14 protein-coding genes are annotated in these 14,678 nt (G+C 54.7%); 5 read left to right on the forward strand and 9 right to left on the reverse strand.

What is annotated here, in order from left to right:
* Positions 1 to 139: 139 nt before the first annotated feature.
* Together Q4544_RS09415 and Q4544_RS09420 are read left to right on the forward strand one after the other, a co-directional pair.
* Positions 140 to 2,149, forward strand: a complete 2,010-nt coding sequence (locus Q4544_RS09415) for a molybdopterin-dependent oxidoreductase (RefSeq protein WP_303505635.1) — start codon at positions 140 to 142, stop codon at positions 2,147 to 2,149.
* Between the two features lie 50 nt (positions 2,150 to 2,199).
* On the forward strand, positions 2,200 to 3,591 hold the full coding sequence (locus Q4544_RS09420) for a PLP-dependent aminotransferase family protein (RefSeq protein WP_303505637.1): 1,392 nt from the start codon (positions 2,200 to 2,202) through the stop codon (positions 3,589 to 3,591).
* Positions 3,592 to 3,657: 66 nt separating this feature from the next.
* Here Q4544_RS09420 and Q4544_RS09425 read toward each other — a convergent pair whose 3' ends face one another.
* The 3 genes from Q4544_RS09425 to ade form a co-directional block, all read right to left on the reverse strand.
* On the reverse strand, positions 3,658 to 3,945 hold the full coding sequence (locus tag Q4544_RS09425; RefSeq protein ID WP_303505639.1) for an HU family DNA-binding protein: 288 nt from the start codon (positions 3,943 to 3,945) through the stop codon (positions 3,658 to 3,660).
* Positions 3,946 to 4,075: 130 nt separating this feature from the next.
* The gene (locus tag Q4544_RS09430) at positions 4,076 to 5,554 is read right to left on the reverse strand and encodes an AMP nucleosidase (RefSeq protein WP_303505641.1); all 1,479 of its coding nucleotides are present in this window, start codon (positions 5,552 to 5,554) and stop codon (positions 4,076 to 4,078) included.
* The gene (ade, locus tag Q4544_RS09435; RefSeq protein WP_303505742.1) at positions 5,551 to 7,359 is read right to left on the reverse strand and encodes an adenine deaminase; all 1,809 of its coding nucleotides are present in this window, start codon (positions 7,357 to 7,359) and stop codon (positions 5,551 to 5,553) included. Before ade ends, Q4544_RS09430 begins: the two co-directional genes overlap by 4 nt.
* Before the next feature lie 170 nt (positions 7,360 to 7,529).
* On the opposite strand from ade, the gene Q4544_RS09440 reads away from it, so the two are divergent.
* The 3 genes from Q4544_RS09440 (at position 7,530) to Q4544_RS09450 (ending at position 9,224) form a co-directional block, all read left to right on the forward strand.
* Positions 7,530 to 7,823: a SelT/SelW/SelH family protein gene (locus Q4544_RS09440; protein ID WP_368411265.1), complete on the forward strand. Its 294-nt coding sequence runs from the start codon at positions 7,530 to 7,532 to the stop codon at positions 7,821 to 7,823.
* Positions 7,824 to 7,843: 20 nt separating this feature from the next.
* On the forward strand, positions 7,844 to 8,278 hold the full coding sequence (locus tag Q4544_RS09445) for a DUF1810 domain-containing protein (protein WP_303505644.1): 435 nt from the start codon (positions 7,844 to 7,846) through the stop codon (positions 8,276 to 8,278).
* A gap of 91 nt (positions 8,279 to 8,369) precedes the next feature.
* Complete coding sequence (locus Q4544_RS09450) at positions 8,370 to 9,224, forward strand: SDR family oxidoreductase (protein WP_303505646.1); 855 nt, start codon at positions 8,370 to 8,372, stop codon at positions 9,222 to 9,224.
* 53 nt (positions 9,225 to 9,277) lie between these two features.
* On the opposite strand, the gene dxs is transcribed toward Q4544_RS09450, so the two are convergent.
* The 6 genes from dxs to Q4544_RS09480 form a co-directional block, all read right to left on the reverse strand.
* A complete protein-coding gene (dxs, locus tag Q4544_RS09455) occupies positions 9,278 to 11,206 on the reverse strand; it encodes a 1-deoxy-D-xylulose-5-phosphate synthase (protein ID WP_303505648.1) in 1,929 nt (642 codons plus the stop codon).
* A gap of 16 nt (positions 11,207 to 11,222) precedes the next feature.
* Positions 11,223 to 12,092: a polyprenyl synthetase family protein gene (locus Q4544_RS09460; RefSeq protein WP_303505650.1), complete on the reverse strand. Its 870-nt coding sequence runs from the start codon at positions 12,090 to 12,092 to the stop codon at positions 11,223 to 11,225.
* Position 12,093: 1 nt separating this feature from the next.
* A complete protein-coding gene (locus Q4544_RS09465) occupies positions 12,094 to 12,336 on the reverse strand; it encodes an exodeoxyribonuclease VII small subunit (RefSeq protein WP_303505652.1) in 243 nt (80 codons plus the stop codon).
* Positions 12,333 to 13,262: a histone deacetylase family protein gene (locus Q4544_RS09470; RefSeq protein WP_303505654.1), complete on the reverse strand. Its 930-nt coding sequence runs from the start codon at positions 13,260 to 13,262 to the stop codon at positions 12,333 to 12,335. The genes Q4544_RS09465 and Q4544_RS09470 overlap by 4 nt, the downstream gene beginning before the upstream one ends.
* Positions 13,263 to 13,332: 70 nt before the next feature.
* Positions 13,333 to 14,034: a response regulator gene (locus tag Q4544_RS09475; RefSeq protein ID WP_303505656.1), complete on the reverse strand. Its 702-nt coding sequence runs from the start codon at positions 14,032 to 14,034 to the stop codon at positions 13,333 to 13,335.
* Positions 14,031 to 14,528: a MarR family winged helix-turn-helix transcriptional regulator gene (locus Q4544_RS09480; protein ID WP_303505658.1), complete on the reverse strand. Its 498-nt coding sequence runs from the start codon at positions 14,526 to 14,528 to the stop codon at positions 14,031 to 14,033. The genes Q4544_RS09475 and Q4544_RS09480 overlap by 4 nt, the downstream gene beginning before the upstream one ends.
* Positions 14,529 to 14,678 lie beyond the last annotated feature (150 nt).

Below are 14,678 nucleotides of genomic sequence, written 5' to 3' on the forward strand. Positions count from 1 at the left end.
GCATTTCCCTGCAATTCACCCCCGGAGTATTTTTGGAAAGATAAAATTGGTTTGGTATAAATGTTCAATTTTGGATATTTTTGATGAACCTATTTGGCGCTAGTCTGGCGTGTCTTTGGTTTGAAAAAATGAGATTGCCATGTCGTTTGACGTATTGCCCAGTGTTTGTCCGTTAGATTGCCCGGATACTTGTAGCCTGTCGGTCGAGGTGAATGCGGGTGAAATCACGCGTGTGCGTGGATCGGATGCGAACCCCTATACCGGTGGTGTGATCTGCAACAAGGTGGCGCGTTCTTATGTAGATTTCGTGCATGGGGAGCGGCGCTTGCGGTATCCGATGCGGCGGGTTGATGGCGCGTTTGTGCAGATCAGTTGGGATCAGGCGTTGGATTTGGTCTATGACGGGTTTTCTAAGGCGATTACGGCGCATGGACCTGAGGCTGTTCTGCCATTGAATTATGCGGGGCCTCATGGGGAGTTGGCCGGTGGGTCGATGGATCGACGTTTCTTTAACCGGTTGGGTGCCAGTGATTTGGATCGCGGCCCACTTTGCGGTGGCGTGCGTGGTGCGGCCTATTCGAGCCTATATGGTGCGGCGCCGGGGATGCCGCCACAGCAGGTGTTGCACAGTGATCTTGTTATCATTTGGGGGAACAATGTGACGGTGTCGAACCTGCATTTCACGCGGGTTCTGAAAGAGGCGCGGCACAATGGAGCGAAGGTGGTTGTGATTGACCCCAAGCGGATCAAGCAAGCACAGCAGTGTGATTTGTTTCTGCAGATAAAGCCGGGGACGGATGTTGTGCTAGGTTTAGCCTTGGCCGCAGCGCTTGAGGCGCGAGGCGCATTGGACCACGCGTTTATGTATGATTGGGTTTTGGGTGCAGATGATTATCTGGATCATGCGCGGCAGTATGGCGTGCAGGATGTGGTGGAATTGTGCGGGATTTCTGCGGCAGACTTTGACACGTTGCTTGATTGGATCAGTTCAGCGCAAACGATGGCGACGTCGGTTGGTGTGGGGATAGAACGTAGCGCATCCGGTGGTGCGGCGTTGCGCGCGGCAATGGCGCTGAATGCATTGACGGGGCAGCATGGCCGTTTGGGGGCCGGGATCGTTGCAAAATCTGGTGGGCATGTCACGAAGACCTCGGCCAAATTGCAGAGCGACCATTTGCGGGCTGTGCCTGCGCGGGTGTTCAACATCTTGGATGTGAGCAAGGTTTTGTTGGATCAAGAACAAGAGACGCCGATCAAAGCTGTGATGATCTACAACCACAATCCCGTGGCGACGCATCCGGATCAGGTGCAAATGATCAAGGCCTTGTCTCAGGATGATGTGTTTGTGGTTGGCTGTGATGTGGTGATGACGGATTCAATGGCATTGTGTGATGTAATTTTGCCAGCGGCGAGCCATTTCGAACATGACGACATTTTTGGGGCCTATGGGCAGAACTATGTACAACGCGCCGCGCCGGTGATCGCGCCGGTTGGAGAGAGCCTACCGAATACGGAAATCTTTCGTCGATTGGCGGCGCGGTTTGGGTTTGATGAACCTGAATTTGCGGTCAGTGACGTTCAGTTGATGGATGAGGCTATGGCTGATCTAGGTATCGCGCCGAGCGACGTGCCGGTAGATCAAGCGCTGGAAATGGGCGGTGTTGCGGGGGCGGAGAATATTCTTTGCGATACGGTTAAGCCGCAGACACCATCCGGTCGAATAGAGCTATTTTCGGCTGAGTTAGAGACTGAATTTTCTGCTGGATTGCCGATGTATCAGCCGGTGGATAGTGATCTTCCTTTGATGCTGGTTACGCCATCTTCGGACAAGCGGATCAATGCGACGTTCGGGGGAAGCCCGGCCTCGATTGGCAGCGAAACCTTGGAGATGCACCCAGAGGATGCTGCTGTACGCGGGTTAGAAAATGGGGCTGAGGTGGTCATTTGGAATGACTTGGCAGAGGTTTCAGCGCGGGTGCAGGTCTCTGAGGCGATGCAGCCCGGGGTGGTTTACCTACCCAAGGGTGCGTGGCGGGAGACAAGTGCAACAGGGCTAACCGTGAATGCGCTGATCTCATCCAGTAGCCGGTGCGATCTGATTAAGGGTGCGGCCTATAACGATACATTTGTGGATGTTCGGGCTAGGTAAATCGGAATAGGTTATTTGTAGGAAAATAACCTGAACAAACAGACCAATTTATGCGCCCGGTATCGTTACCCATTCTTTTGGATCGAGAAGCAAGGATCCCAGTCTTTGAGCAAATCGCGATTGCTTTGCGTGAAAAGATTAAGTCCGGCGATCTTGCTGCCGGGGCATTGTTGCCACCGACACGCACCTTTGCTGCGGATGTGGGGGCCTCGCGGTCGACTGTCGTGAATGCCTATGACCAGCTTGTGGCAGAGGGGTATATCGAAGGGCGGCAGGGGGCAGGATTTGTCGTCTGTGATATTGGCGCTTTAAGTTTGCCCGCGCGTCAGGCGGTTGAGGTTGCGACTTCTGTTAAACCACGTGTGATGCGAGCCTTTCGTCCGGGCGAGCCGGATATGCGGCTTTTTCCACATCGGAGCTGGGGCAAAGCAGTGGCGCGCTTGTGTCGACGTGCGCCAGAAGAGATGCTGGGCAGCATGCCGAGGTTTGGTCACGAAGGGTTGCGGGCGGCGATTGCGCAGCATGTGGCAGATTGGCGTGGCCTTTCTGTGGACCCGGCCCAGATCATCGTGACGGCTGGGGCCAGTGATGCGTTGGAGCTGTGTCTGCGTAGCCTTTGTGTCGTGGGTGATGCCGTGGCGTTAGAAGACCCCGGCTTTCGCCCATTGACGCAGTTTGTACGGTCGCAACACCTGATGCCTGTGTATTTGTCCTCTGACGGTCAAGGTGCGGGCTTACCCACAGCTGCGAAGGTTGCGGTGTTGACGCCCTCGCAGCAGTTTCCGCTGGGTGGTTCGATGTCTCCGCAACGGAGGGCTGGGTTTGTACAATGGGCGCAGTCAGGGGATCGTTGGATTATTGAAGACGACTATGACAGCGAGTTTCGGTATGCGGGGCGCCCAATTCCAGCGATGGCGGGTATTGATGGGTTGAGCCGTACGATTTACATCGGCAGCTTCTCAAAGATTTTCGCCAATGGGTTGCGTTTGGGATACGCGATTGTGCCGATGGCGTTGTTGGATCAGGTTGCCGCGACGCAAAGGCGATTTGGAGCGCGGGCGAGCTTGATGCCGCAGGCGCCCTTGGCAGAATTTATGCGGACTGGTGAGTTCTATCGGCACCTGCGACGGGTGCGACGGATTTACGGGCAGCGACGAGTTGTATTGACTGAAGCGTTGCGTTCGGATTTCGCGGATGTCGGGCGCTTTGTGGATCATCAGGCAGGGATGCAGATCGCGTTTCATTTGAACAAAGAGCTTCAGGATTTAGACATTGCCCAGCGGGCGCGGGCACAGGGCCTAGAGATCGAAGCGCTTTCACAATATTGCTTGGGTCTGGCGCGATATAATGGGTTGCTGTTAGGGTTTTGCGGATTTGATGAAACCGAGCTGGCCGAAGGGTTGAAGCAGCTGCGTTTGGTTTTGAATGCGTCAATTCAATAACGCTGGAAAAAAGAAAGGGTCGCCAAAACAGGCGACCCTTCTTTAACCTTAGATCGGAAGATCTGATTAGCCGTTAACGCTGTCTTTCAACGCTTTGGCGATGGTCATTTTTACGACCTTATCAGCTTCTTTCTTGATCTGTTCGCCGGTCGCAGGGTTGCGAACCATACGCTCAGGACGCTCACGGCAATAGATTTTGCCTACGCCTGGCAGGGTCACAGCGCCGCCAGCCGACACTTCGCGAGTGATCAGGGCGCAAACTGCGTCCAGGGCAGCACCAGCGGATTTCTTGTCGGCGCCCATGTCGTCAGCCAGAGCTGCTACGAGTTGGGTCTTTGTCATCGGCTTTGCCATTTATTGGTCTCCTTGTCTTGCCCGTATTTTGGGCCTCATGGGCGGCATTTAACGGAATATAAAGGGCGAAGACAACGAAATGCTGCATTCATTCGCGCAAAATCGTGCATTTTTTGCCCTTTCCCGCTGGTCAGAGGAACGCAGTCTCGTCAAAAGACCGCAATTTCCGAGAATGGAGGCGTTCAAGCGGCATTTCGCGCAAGGACTCCATGGCACGAATTCCGATCATCAAATGGCGTGCGACCTGTGTCTTATAGAAGTCTGAGGCCATTCCTGGCAGCTTAAGTTCGCCGTGCAGAGGCTTGTCGCTGACGCAGAGTAAAGTTCCGTATGGAACGCGAAATCGGTAGCCATTGGCGGCAATTGTCGCGCTTTCCATGTCTAGAGCAACGGCCCGAGACTGGCTGAGGCGCTGAACGGGGCCAGCATGCTCGCGCAATTCCCAGTTGCGGTTATCGATGGTGGCAACAGTGCCGGTTCGCATGACGCGTTTCAGATCGTAGTCATCCAGCTTGGTGACATTGGCAACGGCGCGCTCAAGTGCGATTTGAACTTCGGCTAAGGCCGGGATCGGAACCCAAACCGGAAGGTCATCATCCAGAACGTGATCTTCGCGCAGATAGGCGTGGGCGAGGACGAAATCGCCAAGGCTTTGAGAATTTCGCAGGCCTGCACAATGGCCGACCATCAGCCACGCGTGAGGACGCAGAACGGCAATGTGATCGGTCGCTGTTTTCGCATTCGAAGGACCAACGCCAATGTTCACAAGGGTAATGCCAGAGCCGTCTTTTCGGGTCAGGTGATAGGTTGGCATTTGTGGTTGTTTGTCTACCGCCGGGATTTCCGTTTCGGCATCGAATATTTCGACATTCCCGGTTGAGACAAAGCTGATGTAGCCACTCTTTGGGTCGGCCAGCATTTTGCGTGCGTAGGCTTCGAATTCGGCAACGTAGAATTGGTAGTTGGTAAAGAGCACGTGATTTTGGAAATGCTCGGGAGCGGTGGCCGTGTAATGTGACAGGCGGGCGAGGGAGTAATCCACACGCTGTGCCGTAAAGGGTGCAAGAGGTTTTGCGCAGCCTTCTGGCGTTTCAGCAACGCCATTCACGATGTCATCATTGGTTGTGGAAAGGTCCGGTACATCAAAAACGTCGCGTAGGGTGAAATCCGCGGCACCGTCTTGCGGTACCGTGATGGTTTCATCATTCGCCACGGCAAAATGAACAGGGATCGGCGTGTCCGAGGCACCAACCACAACAGCCACGTTGTGATTTTCGATAAGCAACGTGATCTGTTGTTCTAGGTAATTCCGAAACAGGTCGGGCCGCGTGATTGTGGTTGCGTAGACGCCCGGCTCGGCCACGTGACCAAAAGACAAGCGACTGTCGATCTTGGCGAAGCTGGTCGTTGTTATCCTCAATTCCGGGTAAAAGGCACGCACGCGTCCGCCACTTGGGCCTTTTGCCAGTGCTTCGGTGAACTCGCGGCATAGAAAGCTGGTTGCTGTTTCATATAACTCGCACAGGCGGTCGACCGCAGCTTTGGCGTTGGTGAATGCCTCTGGTGTTTTGACAGAAGGAGATTGGAGAACAATTTCAGTAGGTGTCATGTATGGGCCTGTATAACGTCGGTCATTTCAAATTTAGTTACATCAACGAGGCCGAGATCGGAAATGCGGAGTTCTGGGATAACGACCAATGCAAGTAATGAATGCTGCATGTAGGCGTTGTTAAGCGTGCAGCCGCAAGCTTCCATGGCTTCGACCATCTTTTGGGCTTTGGTGGCGACTTCAGTTGCGGGTTGGTCGGACATTAGGCCGGCAATCGGCAATTCGACCAATGCGCATTCGTTGCCGTCTTTGAATACGGTCACACCTCCGCCGACCTCTCCAAGGCGATTTGCAGCCAGCGCCATGTTTTCGCGATCAGTACCCACGACGATCATGTGGTGACTGTCGTGGGCAACGGTCGAAGCCATGGCCATTTTGCCAGTGTAGCCAAAGCCACTCACAAACCCGTTGGTCGTGGTGCCAAGTGCGCGGTGCCGCTCGACGAGGGCGATTTGGCAGACGTCGTTTTGCACATCCATTTGAACGCGGCCATCTTTGACAGGTAATTCAGCGGTTAATGCTTTGGTTGGCGCTTGGTTTTCAACCACACCGATTACATTTGCTGTAACGCGGTTTGCACCACTTGGAGCAGCTACAATAAAGTCATCCGCAACACGCTGGCGCCCAATATGCACGGTTTGGCGCGCATGGTCTGGCCAACCGTAGTGCGGGCAGTCGACGAGGCATTCACCGACCTTCGCAATGGTCTGACCGCATGCAATGACGTGTTCAATTGGTAGGGCACGTAAATCACTCGTCAGGATCACATCTGCCCGTCTTCCGGGTGTAATAGAGCCTAGTTCGCGCTCTAATCCGAAGTGTGTGGCAGTATTGATTGTTGCCATTTGCAGGGCGATCAATGGATCACATCCGCATTCAATTGCATGGCGAACGACACGGTTCATGTGGCCGTCATTCACCAAGGTTCCGCTGTGGCAATCATCTGTGCAGAGAATGAAGTTGCGTGGGTCTAAGCCTTTTTCCGTAATAGCGGTGATCTGGCTTTCGACATCGTACCATGCCGACCCGAGGCGCATCATGGATCGCATGCCTTGGCGAACGCGCGCAATGGCGTCGGCTTCGCAAGTGCCCTCGTGGTCGTCCGCTGGGCCACCGGCAACATAGGCATGGAACGCGGGCCCCAGATCGGGTGACGCGTAGTGCCCGCCAACTGTTTTGCCTGCGTTCTGAGTGGCGGCGATTTCGGCTAACATCTTTGGATCAGCGTTGATCACCCCGGGAAAGTTCATCATCTCGCCCAGCCCGATTATGCCGGGCCAGCTCATGGCCTCTGCCACGTCTTCGGGGGAGATTTCAAAACCTGTGGTTTCGAGTCCCGGCGCGCTGGGCGCGCAGCTGGGCATTTGGGTGAACATATTGATGGGCTGCAATAACGCCTCATCATGCATCATACGTACACCTTCGAGCCCAAGTACGTTGGCGATTTCATGGGGGTCGGTGAACATTGATGTCGTGCCGTGGGGGATCACAGCACGCGCAAACTCCGCAGGCGTCAACATGCCGCTTTCTACATGCATGTGCCCGTCACACAAGCCGGGGATCATAAAGCGCCCCTCAGCGTCGATGATTTCGGTTGTGTCGCCAATACAGTGGCTTGCATCTGCACCAACAAATGCGATGCGGCCGTTGGCTATGGCAATGTCATGATTTGGCAACACTTCGCGCGTGTGCACGTTCACCCATTGGCCGTTTTGAATAACTAGATCAGCCGCGGCGCGCCCTGCGGCGACGGCAACTAAATGTGGGGCGCAGTCGGCCCAAGATTTTAAAGTGGTATGCTCCATGACCCACGTTGGCATGATGCCCGCGCAGGATCAAGCAGAGGCCGTAGGGCGTGCTTGCAAAAGCTGTTTCAAAACAAAACTGAAGCTTTGATAGCTGGGTTTATGGCTGCTTGGAAAACATGTTGGAATTTCGTTAAATGACGCATTGAATGACAGAAGAGGGCGCTGCGATGGCTGAGGCAAAACCACAGGTACAAATTACCTATTGTACGGGCTGCAATTGGCTGTTGCGCGCAAGTTGGATGGCGCAAGAACTGCTTTCCACCTTTCAAAACGACTTAGGCGGCGTAACGCTTGTGCCAGATGACCTTGGCGGTGTTTTTGAAATAACGGTGAATCAGAGCCTGATTTGGGAACGAAAACGCGATGGTGGCTTTCCCGAGGCTAAAGAATTGAAGAGCCGGATCAGGGATGTGATCGACCCAAGCAAAGACTTGGGGCATATTGACCGTAAGCACGTTTAAACCGCTACGATAGGAGCGATATGGCCAAACCCAATGACCTAGACCGATTTCTAAACCCACAAAAGTTGACACATGCAAAGGCGTTGTCGGAACTGCGAATGGGTTTGAAACTGAGCCATTGGATGTGGTGGGAGCTGCCGCAGCTTCGTCAATTGGGCAAATCAAAACGTGCGGTCGACTATGGTCTGGCGGATTTACGAGAGGCCACGCAGTATCTGGCACATCCTGTATTGGGCGTGCGTCTGGTCGAAATGTGTATGGCGTTGATGATGCATGGCTACAAAAGCCCAGAGGCGATTTTGGGTCCAGTTGATGCAGAGAAGCTGCGCAGTATGGCAACCTTGTTTGCGCAAGTTCCCGGCGCGCCGGATGTTTTTAAGGATCTGCTTGATACGTTTTTTGGTGGCCATGGGTGTGCCGCAACCAAGGCGGCTTTGGCCGAGCCAAGTGCGTAGAGTTGTTTGGTCAGATGCCTCCGGCGGGAGTATTTTTGGAAAGGTGAATGGGGGCTTGCAAACCTGTTAAGGGTTGCGCAGTTTGGCGCGCATGACAAAGACACTTCTTTCACTGGGCCACGGCTTTTCAGCACAGGCGCTTGCGGCATTGTTGGTTCCACAAGGTTGGCGCGTAATTGGCACCACCCGCAAACCCGAAAAATTCGCCTTGTTAGAGGCGGCAGGTGTTGAACCCCTGCTTTGGCCTTGTGATTTGTCGCAAGCTTTAAGCGGTGTGACCCATGTGCTGACTTCTGCTGGCCCAGACGAAGCCGGTGATCCGATTTTAAGCGAAGGTCGGGCGGCTATCGAGGCTGTGAAAAATCAGCTGGAGTGGGTAGGGTATTTGTCCACAACAGGTGTCTATGGCGATCACGATGGTGGTTGGGTTGACGAAGAGAGTGCGCTTGATCCCGCAACCGAACGCGGCAAACGTCGTGTCAAAGCAGAACGCGAATGGTTGGATATTACCGGCCTTCCGGTGCATGTGTTCCGTTTGGCTGGGATATACGGGCCGGGGCGTGGCCCGTTTGCCAAGTTGCGCAAAGGGATTGCTCAGCGTGTGATTAAGAAAAACCAAGTCTTCAGCCGCACGCATGTGGATGACATCGCGCAGGTGCTTGCCGCGTCGATTGCGCAGCCAAACCCGGGGCGTGTTTATAACGTCTGTGATGATGATCCGCAGCCGCCGGAGGTGGTGATCGAATATGCCGCCAAATTGCTAGGGATGGAGCCCCCGCCCGCGGTGCCGTTTGAAACCGCTAAGATGAGCCCAATGGCACGGACCTTCTATTCAGATAGCAAGCGCGTTCGGAATGATCGCATCAAAGATGAGCTGGGTGTAACGCTTAAGCATCCAACCTTTAAGGCCGCGCTAGAGGCCATGCTTGCCGAAGAAAACACTTAGCTTTTTCTTGATCCAAATACCTTGGGGTCCGGGGCAACGCCCCGGCCTTTCGGTCAGGCGCTTTGGCTTCCGATTTGTGCAATACCCAGCGTATCCAAGACCTTGGCAACGATATGCTCTGCATTCATTGCGGCGGTGTCGTACATGTCGCTTGGGCTGGCATGGTCAATAAAGACGTCCGGTAGCACCATAGAGCGATACTTGAGGCCATCATCAAACACGCCCCGTTCCGCCAAAAGCTGCGCCACATGAGAGCCAAAGCCGCCAACTGCGCCTTCTTCGATGGTAATCAACGCCTCATGCGATTGCGCAAGGTCTAGAATCATGTCGGCATCAAGCGGCTTGGCAAAACGCGCGTCCGCGATGGTAGGCGTGATGCCTTTGGCTCTTAGGGCCTCGGCAGCTTTCTTCACTTCGTCCAATCGCGTGCCGAAGGACAGTAAAGCAACGCGTTGGCCTTGTTTAATCATGCGGCCTTTGCCGATTTCCAGGATTTCACCTTTTTCTGGCAGGTCCACCCCAACGCCCTCACCGCGTGGGTAGCGGAAAGCGATTGGTCCGTCGTCATAGGCGGCGGCAGTGGCGACCATATGTTTTAGCTCTGCCTCATCAGCCGCAGCCATCACGACCATGCCTGGCAAGTTCGCTAGATACGCAATGTCAAAGGAGCCAGCGTGCGTTGCGCCATCCGCACCAACCAGACCCGCGCGGTCGATTGCAAAGCGCACAGGCAAGCCTTGGATCGCGACGTCATGTACGATCTGGTCATAGCCGCGTTGCAGGAAGGTGGAATACATCGTGCAGAACGGTTTCATTCCGCCAGCGGCCAAAGCTGCGCAAAAAGTTACGCCGTGTTGTTCCGCAATCGCGACGTCGAAACAACGGCTTGGGTAGCGCTCGGCGAATAGGTTCAGGCCAGTGCCATCTGGCATCGCGGCTGTGACCGCAACGATCTTGTCATCTTCGGCGGCCAGCTCTGTCAGGGTTTGACCAAAGACGTTTGTGTAGCTTGGCGCGTTTGAGGGCGCTTTGTGCTGTTTGCCGGTGACAACATCGAACTTTGCTGTCGCATGACCTTTGTCACGCGCGTTTTCGGCAGGGGCGTAGCCTTTGCCCTTTTTCGTGACTATGTGCAGCATAACAGGCCCGGTGGCGCGTTCGTGCATCGTGCGCAGGACAGGCAGCAGTTGGTCCATATCGTGGCCATCGATCGGGCCGATGTAGCTAAAGCCAAGCTCTTCGAACAGGGTGCCACCGACGGCCATGCCTTTCAGCATTTCCTTTGCGCGTTTTGCGCCTTCGCGGAAGGGTTCTGGTAGGAGGGAGACCGCACCTTTGGCTGCGGCTTTAAGTTCTTGGAACGGTTCGCCCGCATAGAGGCGCGACAGGTAGGATGACATTGCGCCAACGGGTGGAGCAATCGACATCTCATTATCGTTGAGCACGACGAACAGGCGTTTGCTCAAGTGGCCCGCGTTGTTCATCGCTTCATAGGCCATGCCGGCGCTGATAGAACCATCGCCGATAACAGCAATCGCGTCGCCAAGGCCACCTTCGCATTGCCCGCCCAAATCTCGTGCTACGGCAAAGCCCAAAGCGGCCGAGATAGAGGTGGAACTATGTGCTGCACCGAACGGGTCAAACACGGATTCAGAGCGTTTGGTGAAGCCTGATAGGCCATTTTTTGTACGCAGGGTGCGGATGCGGTCCCGGCGGCCAGTCAGGATTTTATGCGGATAGCATTGGTGGCCAACGTCCCAAATGATCTTGTCGCGAGGTGTGTCAAAGACCGCGTGCAACGCAGTCGTCAGTTCGACAACGCCCAGACCCGCGCCAAGGTGGCCACCGGTTTCTGACACTGCCGAAATCGTCTCTAGCCGCAGTTCATGTGCGACCTGCGCCAGCTCTGTATCAGAGAACTGTTTCAGATCTTCGGGTTTGTTCACCCGGTCTAAAAGCGGTGTGTCGGGTCTGGCAGACATCGCTGGCCCTTTTTAATTAGCTATCCCGCGAGATAACGAAGCGCGCCGCATCCCGCAAGGTTTCGGCGTTGTTTCCGTATGAGTCCAGAGCGGCACAGGCGTCTTCGATCAGCTCTTTGGCGCGGGCTTTTGCCGCGTCCATGCCTAAAAGCGAAACAAATGTGGCCTTGCCAGCCGTCTGGTCTTTGCCCAAGGTTTTACCAACTTTGTCTGCATCGCCTTCAATATCTAGGACATCGTCCCAAATTTGAAAGGCAAGGCCAAGCCCATCGGCATAACGTTTGAACGGTGTTGTATCCGCCTGCGCCATGCGCGCGCCGCATTGCGCGGACCAGCCAAACAATGCGCCCGTTTTACCCTCTTGCAGGGTGGTGATTTCTTCAAGCGTTAGCGGTGTGACCGCTGTCTCCGCCGCCATATCTAAAGCTTGCCCCAAGACCATGCCGCGTGCACCTGCGGCTTGTGCAAAGGTCAGTGCTAGATTGGCACGCACTTCCGCACTTGGCGAACAATCCGGGTGGCTGACCATTTCAAAGGCCAAAGTTTGCAGCGCGTCGCCGGCTAAAACGGCGGTTGCGTAGTCCCATTTTACATGCACGGTTGGTTGCCCACGGCGCAGGTCGTCGTCGTCCATACACGGCAGGTCGTCATGTACTAGGGAATAGGCGTGCATCGCCTCAATCGCGGCTGCTGGCCAGATTGCCTGTGCGAATGGAATGTCATGTAACCGCGCGCTTTCCAGCACCATAAAGGCCCGCAAACGTTTGCCGCCGGCACTGGCGTAACGCATTGCTTGCACCACAGGCAAATCACCCATTGGCGCCATCACAGCATCCAGATGCGCCTGCACTGCGGTTGCGCTTTCTGACAGTCTTGTTTTCAGCACGTTACAGCCCTTCGACCGGTTTCAATCCGCTCGGCGCGCCGTTGCCATCCAATGTGATGGCGGCCACTTTTTCTTCGGCTTCTTTCAGCTTCGCTTCGCAGCGCGCTTTCAAAGCAGCACCGCGCTCATACAATTTGATAGAGTCCTCAAGCGCAACATCGCCGCGTTCAAGTTGGCCAACAACCTGCTCTAATTCGGCCATGGCCTGTTCAAAGCTCATCTCTGCAACGGGCGTCTCGCTCATGCGCCTTTCTCCATCAATACTGTCACGTGTGCAGCGACCGAAGCCGCCAAAGCCCTCAGATCATATCCGCCCTCAAGAGTCGAGACAACGCGACCCTGACAATGCTTGGACGCAAGGTCGCAGAGGCGTTCTGTCAGCCATGCAAAATCACTGGTCTGCCAGTTGAGTTGAGCCAGTGGATCGTCTGCGTGGGCGTCAAAGCCTGCGGAAATCAAGATCAGCTCAGGCTCGAACCGCTCAATCGCTGGAAAAATCTCGTGCTCATAGGTTTTGCGCATCTCTGCACCGCCTGAATGCGGTGGCAAAGGATAGTTCCAGATATTGTTGTGGCCACCGGTTTCATTGGCGTCACCGCTGCCGGGCCAAAGCGGGCTTTGGTGGCTGGAAAAGAATTGCGCGCGGGGTTCGTTCCATAGCAGGGCTTGTGTTCCGTTGCCGTGATGTACGTCGAAATCCACGATTGTGACTCGCGACAAACCATGACGCTCCATCGCGTGACGCGCGGCAATGGCGATATTGCCAAATAGGCAAAAGCCCATCGGCGTTGCGGTTTCTGCGTGATGACCGGGCGGGCGCGTTGCCACAAAGGCATTTGTAACGTCACCGCTCATAACGGCATCTACTGCGGCAATATTCGCACCCACTGCGCGGCGCGCTGCAGTTAACGAACCGGGTGACATGTGCGTGTCGCCGTCTAGCATGACCCATCCACTCGCCGGGGACTCAGTCACGATGCGGTCCAAATAGCTTTGTGGATGGCAAAGCAAAATATCAGCGTCAGTACACTCAGGGGCCTCGCGCCGATCTAACGCGTCAAACCCTGCCAATTCATCGGTGATAGCTGTAAGCCGCGCCACTTGTTCGGGGTGACCATCCGGCGTCACATGTGCTAAGCAATCGTCATGGGAATAAAGCGCGGTTGCCATAATACACCTCTGGCTTTTTCTTGATCAAAATACCTTCGCCGAAGGCATCGCCGCGCAGCGGCGACCCTTCTTAATCAGGTGCGAGCATATACCCAGCGCCACGCACCGTTTGCAAATAGCGTGGCTGTTTTGGGTCGGTTTCAATCTTGCGACGCAGACGCGTGATTTGAACATCCACGGCGCGTTCTTGTGCCTGACCGTGATCGCGACCCAAATCCTCGACCAACTTGGAGCGGCTGATCGGCTCACCTGGTGTGGCTGCAAAAAGCTTCATCAATTGGTTTTCCGTCGCCGTCAAACGTACCAAGTCTTCGCCACGCCACATCTCGCCACGTTCGATGTCATAGCGGTTTGGGCCAAGCTTCAGAACCTTGGGCGTTGCATCCGCGTCAGTGTTTTCCGGCATCCGGCGCAGAATGGCATTGATGCGTAAAAGCAGCTCTTTGGGTTCAAACGGTTTGGATAGATAGTCATCTGCCCCCGCTTCCAATCCTTCGATCCGATCTTCAGTTTCGCCTTTTGCCGTTAGCAGCATTATGGGCGTTGTGGAGGTTTCACGAATTGTACGCGTTAGGCTGACACCGTCTTCGCCGGGCATCATAACGTCCAGCACGACCATATCGAAATCGAGCCCTGACAAAATGCGCCGGGCGTGGGCTGCATCACGCGCTGCCGTAACCAAGAAGCCGTTCCTCATCAGAAATTTCTGAAGCAGGCCGCGAATGCGTTCGTCGTCGTCAACGATCAATAGATGCGGTTGCATGTCCATCATGATTTTGTCTCGCGCAGAGAGGCGTATTTTCGGCGCAGTTCAGTATCCATCATCGACTCCAGTACTTTGCGAAATCCTGCCACGGCTTCGGGGCCCGCATCGCGATAGGCTGAACGCATTCTTGTTCGCTGTGCGTCTGAAAGGCGAGCTTCTAGAGCTGTGCCGGTTTCGGTCAGGAACAAATTTCTTTCTCGTTTGTCGATTTTACCGACGCGGCTTTCAACCAAGCCGTCTTCAATCAGGGTTCTCAGAACCCTGTTTAACGATTGCTTGGTTACGCCGAGGATCTCCAACAAATTGGTGACCGTCGTGCCCGGTGCACGGTTGATAAAGTGGATTGCCCGGTGGTGGGCCCGCCCATAAGCCAAATTGCCTAGGATTCGATCTGGTTCCGAAGTGAGTCCGCGATAAGCGAAATACATCGCTTCGATGCCCTGTCGAATTTGTTCGTCGGTTAGAAATAGCAGGCTTTCGCTGCCGTAGGTTTCGCCCATCTTGTTATTTCCACTCAATAAATCGAACTTACACGAATTACATTATGTCAGCCTTGTTGACACTCCAAGGGTGAATTGGTAGCGAATCCCAGTTTTTGCGACATTTTATGCCCGAAGTGGTCCTAATTTGCGCAACATTTGAAAATTTGT

Source organism: Cognatishimia sp. 1_MG-2023 (assembly GCF_030548175.1).
Lineage (GTDB): Bacteria > Pseudomonadota > Alphaproteobacteria > Rhodobacterales > Rhodobacteraceae > Cognatishimia.